Origin of the sequence: Paenibacillus sp. FSL H8-0048 (genome assembly GCF_038002825.1) — a bacterium.
Classification (GTDB): Bacteria; Bacillota; Bacilli; order Paenibacillales; family Paenibacillaceae; genus Paenibacillus_AQ.
Window position 1 is genome coordinate 2,726,883 of sequence record NZ_JBBODF010000001.1, and the last position, 13,241, is coordinate 2,740,123.

11 protein-coding genes are annotated in these 13,241 nt (G+C 55.4%); 4 read left to right on the top strand and 7 right to left on the bottom strand.

Features of this window, described 5'->3' with window-relative positions:
- Positions 1 to 104: 104 nt before the first annotated feature.
- The 7 genes from iolE to iolG all read right to left on the bottom strand — a co-directional run bounded on the left by iolE (position 105) and on the right by iolG (position 9,890).
- Positions 105 to 1,001, bottom strand: coding sequence for a myo-inosose-2 dehydratase (gene iolE / locus NSU18_RS11660; RefSeq protein ID WP_341023151.1), 897 nt, complete (start codon positions 999 to 1,001; stop codon positions 105 to 107).
- Between the two features lie 93 nt (positions 1,002 to 1,094).
- Positions 1,095 to 3,122, bottom strand: coding sequence for a 3D-(3,5/4)-trihydroxycyclohexane-1,2-dione acylhydrolase (decyclizing) (gene iolD / locus NSU18_RS11665; protein ID WP_341149076.1), 2,028 nt, complete (start codon positions 3,120 to 3,122; stop codon positions 1,095 to 1,097).
- Between the two features lie 23 nt (positions 3,123 to 3,145).
- Positions 3,146 to 4,606 (bottom strand): CoA-acylating methylmalonate-semialdehyde dehydrogenase, encoded by a 1,461-nt coding sequence (locus NSU18_RS11670; RefSeq protein ID WP_341019622.1) that lies wholly within the window; start codon positions 4,604 to 4,606, stop codon positions 3,146 to 3,148.
- A 48-nt stretch (positions 4,607 to 4,654) separates the two neighbouring features.
- Positions 4,655 to 5,665 (bottom strand): 5-dehydro-2-deoxygluconokinase, encoded by a 1,011-nt coding sequence (iolC, locus tag NSU18_RS11675; protein ID WP_341019620.1) that lies wholly within the window; start codon positions 5,663 to 5,665, stop codon positions 4,655 to 4,657.
- Between the two features lie 829 nt (positions 5,666 to 6,494).
- Positions 6,495 to 7,505 carry a LacI family DNA-binding transcriptional regulator gene (locus tag NSU18_RS11680; RefSeq protein ID WP_341019615.1) on the bottom strand — a complete coding sequence of 337 codons (1,011 nt, stop codon included), beginning with the start codon at positions 7,503 to 7,505 and terminating at the stop codon, positions 6,495 to 6,497.
- Between the two features lie 465 nt (positions 7,506 to 7,970).
- Positions 7,971 to 8,801, bottom strand: a complete 831-nt coding sequence (gene iolB, locus NSU18_RS11685) for a 5-deoxy-glucuronate isomerase (RefSeq protein WP_341149077.1) — start codon at positions 8,799 to 8,801, stop codon at positions 7,971 to 7,973.
- A gap of 39 nt (positions 8,802 to 8,840) precedes the next feature.
- The gene (gene iolG, locus NSU18_RS11690; protein WP_341019612.1) at positions 8,841 to 9,890 is read right to left on the bottom strand and encodes an inositol 2-dehydrogenase; all 1,050 of its coding nucleotides are present in this window, start codon (positions 9,888 to 9,890) and stop codon (positions 8,841 to 8,843) included.
- Between the two features lie 207 nt (positions 9,891 to 10,097).
- Between iolG and NSU18_RS11695 the strand changes: the two genes are divergently transcribed.
- The 4 genes from NSU18_RS11695 to NSU18_RS11710 all read left to right on the top strand — a co-directional run bounded on the left by NSU18_RS11695 (position 10,098) and on the right by NSU18_RS11710 (position 13,232).
- Positions 10,098 to 11,084: an alpha/beta hydrolase gene (locus tag NSU18_RS11695; RefSeq protein ID WP_341019611.1), complete on the top strand. Its 987-nt coding sequence runs from the start codon at positions 10,098 to 10,100 to the stop codon at positions 11,082 to 11,084.
- Between the two features lie 35 nt (positions 11,085 to 11,119).
- Positions 11,120 to 12,130, top strand: a complete 1,011-nt coding sequence (locus NSU18_RS11700; protein ID WP_341019609.1) for an alpha/beta hydrolase family protein — start codon at positions 11,120 to 11,122, stop codon at positions 12,128 to 12,130.
- A gap of 157 nt (positions 12,131 to 12,287) precedes the next feature.
- Positions 12,288 to 12,743 carry a DinB family protein gene (locus NSU18_RS11705; RefSeq protein ID WP_341019608.1) on the top strand — a complete coding sequence of 152 codons (456 nt, stop codon included), beginning with the start codon at positions 12,288 to 12,290 and terminating at the stop codon, positions 12,741 to 12,743.
- Between the two features lie 36 nt (positions 12,744 to 12,779).
- Complete coding sequence (locus NSU18_RS11710) at positions 12,780 to 13,232, top strand: GNAT family N-acetyltransferase (RefSeq protein WP_341019607.1); 453 nt, start codon at positions 12,780 to 12,782, stop codon at positions 13,230 to 13,232.
- Positions 13,233 to 13,241: the final 9 nt, after the last annotated feature.

Consider the following 13,241-nt stretch of genomic DNA (forward strand, 5'->3'; position numbering starts at 1 on the left):
CACCTGATCGATGGATTTCATGAAAAAAAGGAGCGCGCACAGCCGCAGCTGTGCACCCCCGCATATTCCTGCCCTTCAGACATACAGGCTGCCACCCGGATGTCCTACAAACCGCTATGTTCCCGGATATACCGCCGCGCCTTGATCGCATATTCCAGCGGATCGGCCAGCGCGGGGTCCTGCTCCGCTTCGACAACGAACCATCCCGTATAGGGCGAGGCAGCCAGTTCGGCAAAAATCTCTCCGAACGCGATACAGCCATCACCCGGTACGGTGAAGGCTCCCGCTTTTACCGCCTGCAGGAAGCTAAGGTTCTCCGCCTTCACCCGCTGGACCATCTCCGGCCGGATGTCCTTCAGATGCACATGCTTAATCCGCGGCAGATGCTCACGCAGCACCTCCAGCGGATTCTCGCCGGAGAAGGCCAGATGCCCCGTATCGTATAGCAGCGACACTTCATTAGGATCTGTAAGCTCCATCAGCCGGGCAATCTCTGCTGCGGTCTGCACCCCGGTGCCCATGTGATGGTGATAGACCAGCGACATATCTTTCTCCGCCGCCAGCCGCCCAAGTCCGCCCAGCCCCTCTGCGAGCGTAGTCCATTCGCTATCGGTAAATACCGGCTTATCAGCGAACAGCGGCGTATCCATCTGCCCCTGAATGCTCCGGCCCTGCTCGGATACGACTATGACCTTGGCGCCCATCTCATGCAGGAAATCCCGGTGCGCTCTGAACGCTTCAGCCGTCTCTTCATACGGCCGCACCGTCAGAAAGGCGCTGAACCAGGCACTGGCGATACTCAGGCTGCGCAACGCAAGCGCCCGGTGCAGCACCTCCGGGGAGCGCGGATACTTATTGCCCACCTCGCTGCCCTCATATCCGGCAAGCGCCATCTCGCTGATGCATTGCTCGAACGTATTGCCGCCTCCCAGCTCAGGCATATCATCATTCGTCCAGGCAATCGGAGCGATCGCCAGCCGGACGGCATTGTCTCTGAACATGCTCATGTTCTACCCCTTCCACACTCCCAAGTATGGCAGAATCCTTGATGCACTGTGCGCCGTCTGCCTGCTTCACGCACATGCAGCGCCCGCTTAGTAGCTCCGGGCTTTCTCAAGTCCGCTGCGTTTCCGGTCATAAGCCTCCTGTACGGCTTCCTTACCGGACACCTCCGCAACCCCGACATTCCACCAGGCGTCATACCCGTGGGTCATCGTCTTCGGCAGCACTTTGATATCGATCAGCGTGGAACGCTCCGACTGGCGGGCCGCAGCAAGGGCCGTGCGAAGCTCCCCAACTGTTGACGCGCGGAAGGTCTGCACTCCATAACCAGCCGCACTCGCCGCATAGTCAATTCGCATCAGGTCGCCGCTGAGCTGGCCGTCCGGTTCGCGGTAGCGGAATTCTGTAGCCATGCTCTCCATTCCCTGCTCCATCTGCAGGTTATTAATGCAGCCGAAGCCTGCATTATCCAGCAGAAGGACGTTAATCTTCCGGTTCTCCTGTAAGCTGGTTACCAGCTCGGAATGCAGCATCTGGTAGCTGCCGTCCCCGACCAGCGCATAGACCTCACGCCCCGGCTCAGCCAGCTTGATGCCCAGTGCCCCGGCAATCTCATAGCCCATACATGAGAAGCCGTATTCCATATGATAGGTATCCGGCACCTCCGAGTTCCACATCCGCTGCATATCTCCCGGCAGACTGCCCGCCGCTCCAATGACAATCGCATCCTGCGGAATAGCTTCATTAATGATCCCCAGCACCTGCGTCTGGGTCAGCGAAGTGTCCAGCACCTCTGCATATTCCGGGAGCTTCTCATCGAGATGTCCGGCTACTTCGGGGGTGAACGACGTTGTAGAGCGCTCCGCTCCCGGCACACCAGCAGCGGCGTTATCGTCAACAACACTCTCCACAGACGCGCTGCCCGCTGGCACGCTATTCCCGGCATTCCCCGGATACTCCACGCCAGCTAAACGTTCTCTCTCCGCAGCCCATGACTTCTTCGCCTGGGTGATCTCATCCGTGTACGCAGAACGGTATCCCCGCTCCTCCAGCGCTGCGGCTAAGGCGTTCAAGCCTTCGGCAGCATCGCAGACCACCGCCAGCGCGTCCAGCTTGGCCGCATGATAGGGCGAAGCGTTCAGCGTCAGGAATTCCACCTCGGGATGACTGAACAGACTCTTCGAGGCGGTGGTGAAGTCCGTAAAACGGGTGCCGACGCCGATCACCAGATCGGCCTCCGGGGCCAGCGCATTCGCGCAGCCGTTGCCGGTGACACCGATGCCGCCGAGGTTGTACTCGAAGCTGCTGGCTACGGCACTTTTACCGGCCTGGGTCTCTCCGAACGGAATGGCGAATTTCCCGGCAAAAGCACGCAGCGCCGCTCCGGCATCCCCATACCGGACACCCCCGCCGCAGACCAGCAGCGGCCGCTGTTTCCCGGCAATCAGCTCAGCCGCAGCCGCGATCTCCTGCGGGTGCGGCAGCCGGGCGATGACCCGGTGAATCCGCTTGCGGAAGAAATCCGCCGGATACTCCCAGGCTTCGCCTTGCACATCCTGCGGCAGCGCAATGGTAACCGCCCCGGTATCTCCCGGATCGGTCAGCACCCGCATCGCGCTGAGCATTGCCGACATCAGCTGCTCCGGCCGGGTCACCCGGTCCCAGTATTTGCTGACTGCCTTGAAGGCGTCATTAACCGTGATCGACAGATTATGCGTATGCTCCATCTGCTGGAGCACTGGGTCAGGCTGGCGGGTAGCGAAGGTATCTCCTGGCAGCAGCAGCACAGGAATCTGATTCGCCGTTGCTGTTGCAGCAGCCGTCAGCATATTAGCAGCTCCAGGACCTACTGAAGCGGTGCACGCCATAATCTTCCGTCTGCGGCTCTGCTTGGCGAATGCCGTTGCCGCGTGAACCATCCCTTGCTCATTGCGTCCCTGATAGACGGTCAATTCACCCGGCGCTTCCTGCAGGGCCTGCCCCAATCCAAGTACATTGCCATGCCCGAACACGGTGAATACCCCGTGCACGAAGCGTTCCGGCCCGCCGCCGTAATCCACGTATTGCTGATTCAGAAATTTAACCAGCGCCTGCGCTGTCGTTAATCGGATACGTTCCACTTCATGTCCTCCCTTCGCCTTGTCTACTGCCAGCGGGCAGTGACGACTTTTTTGCGCGTATAGAATTCTACTCCGTCGCTTCCGTTCGCATGAAGATCGCCGTAGAACGAATCCTTCCAGCCCGAGAACGGGAAGAAGGCCATCGGCGCAGGCACTCCAACATTGACTCCCAGCATGCCGGACTCGATATGTTCGCGGAAGTAACGGACTTTACCGCCATTATTCGTAAAGATGCAAGCCCCGTTCGCAAACCGCGAGCGATTCGCAATCTCCACCGCCTCAGCCACACCCTTCACCCGGATCACTGACAGCACCGGCGCAAAAATCTCCTCCTGCCAGATCTTCATCTCCTCCGTCACTCCGTCGAACAGCGTAGGTCCGATGAAATAACCTTCTCCCTGCACCGCCGCATCCTCACGGCCATCCCTGAGCAGCTTCGCGCCTTCGGCGATTCCCTGTTCAATGTAGCTAACAGTTCGCTCTTTATGGCCTTGACGGATCACCGGCCCCAGGAACGTATCCTCCTCCAGTCCATTCCCGATGGTCATGCTATTGCACTCCCGCAGCAGGATCGAGATCAGCTCATCAGCGACTTCCTCCTGTACCGTTACTACCGAGCAGGCCATGCAGCGTTCCCCGGCAGAGCCGAAGGCCGCATTCACTATCTGGGAGGCTGAGGCTTCCAGGTTCGCGTCCGCCAGCACGATCGAGTGGTTCTTCGCTCCGGCCAGCGCTTGCACGCGCTTGAGATGGTCCGTTCCTTTTTTGTATACATATTCCGCCACCGGCTGTGATCCGACAAAAGAAATCGCCTTCACATCCGGGTGCTCCAGCAGCCCGTTCACCACCTCATGCGCGCCGTTCACCACATTCAGCACACCCTCCGGCAGTCCGGCTTCCTCCAGCAGTTCCGCAAGGCGGGCTGCCAGCAGCGGTGTCCGCTCCGAGGGCTTCAGCACAAAGGTATTGCCGCAGGCAATCGCCAGCGGGAACATCCAGCAAGGCACCATCATCGGGAAATTGAACGGGGTAATCCCGCCGACCACCCCGATTGGGTAACGGTACATCCCCGACTCGATACCAGTAGCAATATCCGGCAGCTGCCGGCCCATCATCAGTGTCGGAGCACCCGCCGCGAATTCTACGCATTCAATGCCGCGCTGGACCTCGCCGTAGGCTTCTTTGAAGCTTTTGCCGTTCTCCATGGTGATGATCTTCGCCAGCTTCTCCCAATTCTCGACCAGCAGCTGCTGATATTTGAACAGAATCCGTGCTCTGCGCGGCACCGGTGTTGCGGACCAGCCTGCAAAAGCTGCCTTAGCCGCCGCCACCGCCCGGTCCACATCGGCTCTGCCGGATAGAGGCGTTCTGCCCAGCAGCTCACCTGTGGCCGGATTCACTACCGGCTCCGTCTGCTCCGTATCGGCTGTTACCCATTGCCCGCCGATATAATTTTTGAGTACTTGTGCCGTTTGCTCTGTCATTTATGTCCACTCCTTCGGTTCTATATAAAGTCTGCTGACTACCCTTGCTTATTGCGCTCCTGCTGTAACCTCCTCGTTGGTCCGCAGGAATTCCTCCAGCTCCTCCAGGGTTGGCATCGCATCGGAGCAGCTGTGGCGGGAGATGACAATGGAGGCCGAAGCACTGCCGCGCCGCATCGCTTCGCTGACACTGTGCCCGCTCATCAGAGCGTGGATGAAGGCTGACGCATAGGAATCGCCTGCACCGAACGTCTTGAGGACCTTAGCCGGGAAAATCCCGCTCCGGTGGCTCTGCCCATCCGCTGTATAGCCGATCGAGCCGCTGCCGCCGTGCTTGATGACCACCAGCTCTGCCTGATGCGAGAACCAGCGGGCTGCCGTCGCCTGATCATCCGCGCCTGCCAGATTGTACAGATTCTCCATCATGTCGAATTCTTCGCGCGTGCCGATGATGCAGTGGCTTTTCTCGGCAGCAAGGTTATAGTAGACCGCCGTTTCAGCGGCTGATGTCCAGGTATAAGGGCGGTAATCGAGATCAAAGAACACGGTCACGTTATGCTTGCGGGCGAATTCCAGCGCCAGGAACACCGCTTCGCGGGAAGGACTCTGCGCCAGCGCCGTGCCGGAGATGAGCAGCGCCTTGGAGCTGGCGATGTACTCTTCTGAGATCTCCTCCGTGTTCAGCAGCAGATCGGCCACATGGTCGCGGTACATCAGAATGCTGCATTCCTGCGGGCTCTTAATTTCTGTAAAAGCCAGCCCCGTCACCGCACCCGTCCGGTCCACGCAGACCTGGCTGTCGTCGATGCCATCCTTTTGCAGATAGCTGCGGATGAACCTGCCCATCTGGTCGTCGGCCAGCTTGCCGATGAAGCCGGTACGCATACCGAGCCGCGCTGCACCGATGATAATATTGGCCGGAGAGCCGCCGACATATTTGGTGAAGGTCATCGTCTCTTCCATCGGCCGCCCGGTCTCATTGGCGTTCAAATCTATACACAACCGGCCAACAGCAACTACATCCAGCCGCCGGTCAGGGTCGAACTGTAAACCCTTCATAGTGATGCCTCCTTAATCAAGCTAGGGAAAAGATAGTTCATTCGGCAATACGAATGGCTGTAAATCGTCGTCAATTGGACAGTGAAGCTGTGAATCGTACAGTGGAGCTGTACATCGCATAATGAAGTTATAAATCGCATAATCGTAAGAACAGAATGTTTCATTTCATCTCTTGGGGGGAGGGTAAGCGCTTAACCTAGTTTTCTACTTTAGTATAGTTTAGAAGCGCGCTTTTGGCAATCCTCAATTTGAAAGCGGTATCAAAAATCAGGTGGAAGAAGTTGAAGAGGAAGAGCCCCCACGGAAAAATAGGTGGAAAAATGCAGCTTAATTTCTCCATTTTTGGCGATTAGGAGCAAGCAAGTGGAAAAACAGCACCTACTCTGATTGATTTTGCCGCCGATGTGGATATCGGGATTATTTAAGTGCCATTTTTCCAACTGCTGTCCCACTGGCGGGCAATCGTTCCTCAGTAGTTGTAGTAAATCCACTTGTTCTCCGCCTAGCACTCGCTGATGCCTAACGGGGAGAGTCGGCTGGCACATTGTATTCGGTTTTTCGCATATATCCTCACCCACGTGCACTCGTCCGGCACATTGTATTCCGTTTTCCGCATACATCTTGCCCACGCGCATTCGTCCGGCCCAATGTATTCGGTTTTCCGCATACCTCCGCCCACTCATAGGCTCACTAGCCCATTGTATTCCGTTTTCCGCATACATCCGGTCCACGTCCCCCACACACCTGCGCTCTTCCACACTACTACAGCACACAAAAAGGACCTGCTCCCAGCCGCAGCCGGAACAGGTCTTGAGTAGATAGTGTGTGGTTAGTGCGGAACCGGACCGGTCGAATGGCGGATGACCAGCTCGGGCATCAGCATGATTTTGCGCTTGGGGCTGGCGGGGTTGCTGATCGCTTCATTCAGCAGAAGCATCGCCTGCTCGGTCATCTCGCGCAGAGGCTGGGCGATACTGGTCAGCGAGGGATGGCAGATTTCGGCCAGCATCGTATTGTCGAAGCCCACTACGGACAGGTCGCGGGGAATCGACAGGCCGGCACTGCGCGCCTCCTTGAGCACCCCGATCGCCAGCAGGTCATTGCAGGCAAAAATGGCGGTCGGGCGTATCTCTTGTGCCTGGTTCAGCATTTCTGCCGCTGCCGTGCGTCCGTTCTCCAGTGTAGCCGAGGTGTGGATCAGATTCGCCGGATTGTCAAAAGAAATCCCTGCCGCCTTCAACGCATCCAGGAACCCCTCCACCCGCAGCCTGCTCCCCGGCAGATTGTCAGAGATCACTCCCAGTCTGCGGTGACCGAGGGACAGCAAATATTCCGTGGCCTGATAGCCGCCTTTGTAATCATCGACGGTGACACTGTTGCCCTCCAGCATACGGATATCGGCTGAGAACAGCACGAGCGGCACATGATCAGCCACCATTCCGCGAATCAGCTCAGGATTCCCCGTATGAGAGGCAATGATCAGGCCATCCACCCGTTTACGCAGCAGCAGCGAGATGTACCGGGCCGCCTTCTCGTCGCTGCGGTCAGTACTGCATACGATTAAGTCGCTGCCCTGCTCCTGGGCAACATCTTCGATGCCGCGGGCTGTCTCCGCAAAAAAAGGATTGGCAATATCGGGAATCATCAGCCCGATGGTCCCCGTCCGGCGGCTGGTCAGAGCAGAAGCTACCAGACTGGGCTGGTAGTTCAGCTCCTCCATGACCCGTGCTACTTTTTCCCGCGTCTTGTCGCTGATCCGGCCGCTCTTATTCAATACCTTCGACACCGTAGCGATAGAGACGCCTGCTTCCCGTGCCACATCATAGATTGTAGGTTTCATGGTTTAAGCCCGCCTTTGCGTTCATGCCTTCTAATAACTAGATTATAAGGAAGTCCTCCAGCGCTGTCTATTTCAACAGGTGTGCCGCCACAGATTGGTTTACCGGTTAACACAGGTCAGCTCCGCCAGTTCGCGCAAGTCCTGTTACTTTCCGCAAATCCTGCACATAATGCAACATCCTCTCTCCGCATAGTCTCCAAACGCAGATTTGTTGTACTTTTAGCAGGATTCAGCCTCCTTCTGGCAACCTTCTGGAGATATTGTTGCATTCCCTGCAACATCTCTGCCAAACTTCCAGCTATCTATTCCTCATTGTTGCAAAACATACAGCATTTCGCACAAAAGCCAACTCCGAATCACTATATCGACAACGTCGCAACGTTTCATTGGGGTTGTAATGGCAGAAAAGGCCTCCGCCCAGCGGAAGCCTTAAGATTACTCTATGAAACTGCCTACGTCACCCGTTCACTCTTCCTTGGCAGGCCCGCCTGCACTCGGCTTGAACAGCCACTCATGGTCGGGATCATTGTGGAACACCCACGTACGGACGGGTCCGGCCATTACGTTAAGATAATAGGAGTCATATCCCGGCGGTGCAGAGACAGGGTGATACCCCTCCGGCACCAGCACGATGCTCCTATCCGGGACAGCAATAGTCTCGTCGAGACTTCGGTCATCATTGTAGACCCGCTGCACCACGAAGCCCTTGGCGGGATTGACCCTGTGATAGTACGTCTCCTCTAGGTAGGATTCCGCCGGCAGGTTATCCTGGTCATGCTTGTGCGGCGGATAGCTGGACCAATTGCCGCCGCCCGTGCGCACCTCGACCACCAGCAGGCTCTCGGCTACGCTGTGCTCCGGCAGGATATTAACGACTTTGCGGGTCATGCTGCCATAGCCGCGGTCCTCGATTGCCGCATCTGATGGGGTAATCAGCCGTGCCGGATATTTACCGCTTCCCGGAGCAAGGCAGACCCCAAGCTCCAGCTCTGTCAATGCGCTAACCTCATAATGCGCTCCCGCCGGAACATATACAGCATAAGGAGCCTTGTCTTCAAAGACCGACATCCGTCCGCCGATGTCGGCGAACCGCTCGCCATCCACCACTATATCTGCTTTGCCTGCCAGCAGCACCAGGCAGATCTCTTTCCCACCGCTATCACGTTCCAGGGTAGCCCCGGCCTGCAATTGGTACACCTCGAACCCGACATATTTCCATCCGGCGCTCTCCGGGCTGACCGCAGCGATACAGCCATCCTTATCCGGCGCTCCGGCCTTAACGAGTAAATCAGGCATCTTCGTTCATCCTCCTCTGTCTTCAATATCTGTATCCGCTTACAAGGCTTGCAGTTCAGAAAACCCTGCTTCCGCAGCAGTCACAGACAGCTTGACGGGAAGTCCGCTCAGATACGATTGTCTGGCCGCTTCAGCAATGAGCTGTGCGGCTTCGCCGTCACGGCCGCTGCAAATGACAGGCTCCTGGAGCCTTACCGAACGGGCAAATGCAACAATCTCCTCCATAAATGCCTGGTTATAGCGCTCCAGGAAGAAATGCTCCGGCTGATCGCGGGTAACCGAAGTCGCGGTGGATACCTCCACTGTTGTCGGGCGGCAGTTGTCGGCCGTTGCCGAACCCAGCGTCCCGAAGACCTCGACCCGTTGATCATAGCCGTATACAGCCTTCCGGCTGTTGTCGATCACACAGATCGCCCCGTTCACGAATGTCAGTGTAATGACGGCGGTGTCCACATCCCCGCAACGGCCGAACATCGGATCAATCAGATTCGCCCCCCGGGTGTAGACCTCGGCCACTTCACTGCCTACCAGATAACGGGCCATATCGAAATCATGAATCGTCATATCCATGAACATTCCGCCCGAAGACCGTACATAGGCCTCACCGGGAGGCTGCGGGTCACGCGAGGTGATCTTCACAATATGCGGATTTCCCAGTTCCCCAGATTGAACCAGCCGCTTCAGCTTGCGGAAGCTGGGGTCCATCCGGCGGTTGAAGCCCACTTGCAGCAGCACACCAGCGTCCTCTGCCGCCTGCAAGGCCCGCTGGGTTTCTTCCGAGGAGAGACTGATGGGCTTCTCACAGAAAATATGTTTACCCGCAAGCGCAGCCCGCTCAATCCAGGACGCATGCGAATCGGTCGGCGTGCAGATGAACACCGCTTCAATCTCAGGATCATTCAGTATATCTTCACCCGCAGCAAAAACAGAGCCAAGCCCCCTGCTCTCTGCCCAGGCCAGCAATTCCTCACTCATCATAGCTTCAGCTATGGACTTCAGCTTGAACGACGGCATCGCACGCAGATTGTCAGCGTGGAGGCGGCCGATTCTCCCCGCACCGATAATGCCAACTACAATCGGTTTAACCATGTTCGCTTATCCTCCTCAGAGGGTAAGCGCTTAACCTTCCCGAGAATAGTATACTTCATGCCCGGGAAAGCTTCAAGCAAATCTTTTCTCCAAAAGATCAGATAAGCGTAGGCCGAAATAAAATAGGAAATGGATACTGTGAGATTTCTCTTTAACAATCAAATGAATCCTATAATATGCAAGTTAGAACAGGAAATGAGGTGTCTCATGAGCAAAATTAATTATACCGAAAGCCTTCTTCGTGTAATTATCTCTCTGATCGGACTTCCATTCACATGGATTCAAGCGGCTCTTTCCAGATACCTTCTGTATAAATATAAGGCTCCAGGAGAAATAATCTCTGTGGGAACACACCGTCTCCATGCGATTGTTGCCGGCAGCAACACGAGTAATCTTCCGACGATTCTATTGGAATCAGGAATGGGCGGTTGTGCTCTGGATTGGTCGCTGGTTCAGCCCGTATTAGCCAAACATACCAAGGTCCTCTCCTATGACCGGGCCGGGTTCGGTTGGAGCACTACACCTATCAGTGAGCCGACTTGCGAAGGCTATGTCCGTGATTTGCGGGAATTACTAACGCAGCTTGAATTAGAACCCCCATACATCCTTGTAGGGCACTCCTATGGCGGAATGATCATGCGGCTGTATGCTTCTAAGTATCCTGAAGAGGTCTCCGGGATTATTCTTGTGGACTCCACACATGAGCAAAGATTCATCGAATCCACTTTTGATCAAATCAGATATGAAGAGCGGCTGCGGCACCTGAGACGACTGCGAATGGGTTATCTTTGGTCCCCCATAGGGTTGCCCCGTCTATTAAAACAACATATTGGTGCAAAACGGTTACCTCCACCTGTCCAACAAAAAGTGACTGCTCTGGGATATCGGAATAATGCGTATAAAGCGGCTTATCTGGAATCTCTCTGCACCATAGAAAGTGCCCTCCAGTTAATAGAGTCAGAGCCTTTAGATTCGGAATTACCAGTCATCGTATTATCCGCCGGAAGACAAAATGAAGATTGGCAACAATCACAGAAGAAGCTCCTCCAGCTAACCGGAAAGACGCAGCAGATCATCGCCACGGATAGCTGGCATTCCATTCAACTCTATCAGCCGCAAGCTGTGATCGATTCGGTACTGAGTCTATTAAGAGAACATCACCGCAACCAAACAGACAAGCAGGCGTCTATCTAGTAGGAATATATATCCATTAAGAAAGGTGAGCTATAATGATTGGAAGATTCATAAGGGTTCTGGAAGGAAGCCCCAGACTCGTTATTAGTATTTTTCATCCGGCAATCGGGGGAGATCCGCTGAAGGGTATAGACCTGTACGCACCTTGCCAGGCAGAGGCAGCTAAGCTTTTGACAGAGATGGGTGTTGATCTGGACAACCTGAATATTGCCAGTGTAACAACAGGCGGGGCATTAGCCGTACAATCAGGGGGGTACCCCGTCATTCTTTTCTCGCCTGGATTCGGTGTAGAACGCGATATGTATCTTGGAGTGATATCCAAACTAGTCTCCAAAAATCACGTGGTAGTTACGCTGAGCGCTCCGCAGGAGTCCGTCTTCACCGTATTTCCAGACGGCAGCTATGTCAGGCAGGCACCGGAAATGGCGGAGCTGGCAAGCAGTGACTACACCAGCTGGTCCCGTCTGCTCCACAACCGGGTTCAATATATAATCGCAGTTATGGATCACCTTAAGGTGCTTAACCGCTCCGATACTGAGCTAGCCGGGCTGTTCGATCTGGATAAGGTTGCTGTCATGGGACATTCGCTCGGAGGTGCCGCCTCCCTTGAGGCCGCCAAGCAGGATCGCCGGATCAAGGCTGCTGTCCTGCTCGATCCCAGTTTTCACCTCATACGCCGGGAAGACGGACAGTCCTCTGTTCCCGTTCTGCTGCTGCGGCAAGAAGCTTCGGCATACCGGGAGATGGCAGCCTCTATGAATGAGACCATTGCATCCGATTATATCGACGGGCAGCGCTATGCCTTCAACTCTCTGAACAACGCCTATTTCTATCGGGTAAAAGGGGCTCAGCACATGTCTTTTTCCGACATTCCGCTTCATTACAATGATCAGCATGCAGTTCCCGTTCATGCCGCTACCGCAGAAGCTGCAACCGCATTCATGAAGGCGGTGTTTGATAAGAGCGATCTGCCTCCGAATGCAGCATCACAGCTCAGCGAAACCGTCATTTCCATCAATTCAGAGGGTGATCCTGCAGAAGCCTAACATGAATTGATGCCCAGACATCCATTGACCTGGGAGGGCATTCTGTATGAAGATCAGACTTAGCGGCTATAATCCAGGTGGAGAAGAGAGCTCGATGGAACTACAGGCGCTGTCTTGGTTCGCAAGCAATGAAGTAAACTCAAAAGGAGGAAATCAAATGAAGACTATCATGCGCATGATGGACCATCTGTACTGGGCAGACGGGCGGATCTTGGACGCACTTGAAGCGAGTCACACGAAGGACACGGAGCTTCTCAAGCTGGTGCGGCATGTGGCGGTTGCAGAGCAAGTCTGGCTGTCGCGATTGCAGGGCAAGAGCAACGCAGAGTATTGGTTATGGAAGGAAGCGGAAGACCTGCCGGAGATCCGGCGAATGTTCGAAGCTAACGCTAAGGAATACCGCAGCTATATCGGCAAGCTGGAAGAATCTGTTCTGGATCAGATGATCAGCTACAGCAGCCAGAATGGACATTCGTTCCAGACCTCTATCCGGGACATCCTGCTGCAGGTGCTTTTACATGGGCAATATCACCGGGGGCAGATCAACCGGGCCCTCCGGATGGAAGGCGCAGAGCCTGCCCCTGTGGATTACATCACATTCGTGAGGCTCTAGCTCTGCAACTACTAATGAACAAGGAGCGAAGCTGAAATGGAGATCAGAGCATTACATACGGATGAACAGGCACCTACCGAATTGCTTTTATTGGCCGACCCTGCATCGAAGCTGGTTGAGGATTATGTGGCGAGGGGGCAATGCTTCGTTGCCGAGGCGGATCACCGTGTGGTCGGTGTCTATGTCCTGCTGCCTACCCGGCCGGAGACCGCCGAGCTGGTCAATATTGCAGTGGATGAGGCATTCCAGGGCCAGGGGATCGGGAAGCAAATGGTGAATCACGCCATTCAGCAGGCCAGGCGGCTCAGCTTCAAAACGCTGGAGATCGGTACAGGCAATTCCAGTATCGGCCAGCTTGCCCTGTATCAGAAATGCGGCTTCCGGATCACCGGAATCGACAAGGACTTTTTCATCAGACATTATAGTGAAGAAATCTATGAGAACGGGATGCAGGTGGTGGATATGATCCGCCTGTCTCAAGATCTGTAAGTCAAAAGG

What these genes read in the sequence shown, in the direction of transcription:
- NSU18_RS11695 (WP_341019611.1), top strand. Translation starts at nt 10,098, where the DNA reads ATGAGCAAAATTAATTATACCGAAAGCCTTCTTCGTGTAATTATCTCT.
- iolC (WP_341019620.1), bottom strand. Translation starts at nt 5,665, where the DNA reads ATGAAGGGTTTACAGTTCGACCCTGACCGGCGGCTGGATGTAGTTGCT.
- NSU18_RS11710 (WP_341019607.1), top strand. Translation starts at nt 12,780, where the DNA reads ATGGAGATCAGAGCATTACATACGGATGAACAGGCACCTACCGAATTG.
- NSU18_RS11705 (WP_341019608.1), top strand. Translation starts at nt 12,288, where the DNA reads ATGAAGACTATCATGCGCATGATGGACCATCTGTACTGGGCAGACGGG.
- NSU18_RS11670 (WP_341019622.1), bottom strand. Translation starts at nt 4,606, where the DNA reads ATGACAGAGCAAACGGCACAAGTACTCAAAAATTATATCGGCGGGCAA.
- iolE (WP_341023151.1), bottom strand. Translation starts at nt 1,001, where the DNA reads ATGTTCAGAGACAATGCCGTCCGGCTGGCGATCGCTCCGATTGCCTGG.
- iolG (WP_341019612.1), bottom strand. Translation starts at nt 9,890, where the DNA reads ATGGTTAAACCGATTGTAGTTGGCATTATCGGTGCGGGGAGAATCGGC.
- iolB (WP_341149077.1), bottom strand. Translation starts at nt 8,801, where the DNA reads ATGCCTGATTTACTCGTTAAGGCCGGAGCGCCGGATAAGGATGGCTGT.
- NSU18_RS11700 (WP_341019609.1), top strand. Translation starts at nt 11,120, where the DNA reads ATGATTGGAAGATTCATAAGGGTTCTGGAAGGAAGCCCCAGACTCGTT.
- NSU18_RS11680 (WP_341019615.1), bottom strand. Translation starts at nt 7,505, where the DNA reads ATGAAACCTACAATCTATGATGTGGCACGGGAAGCAGGCGTCTCTATC.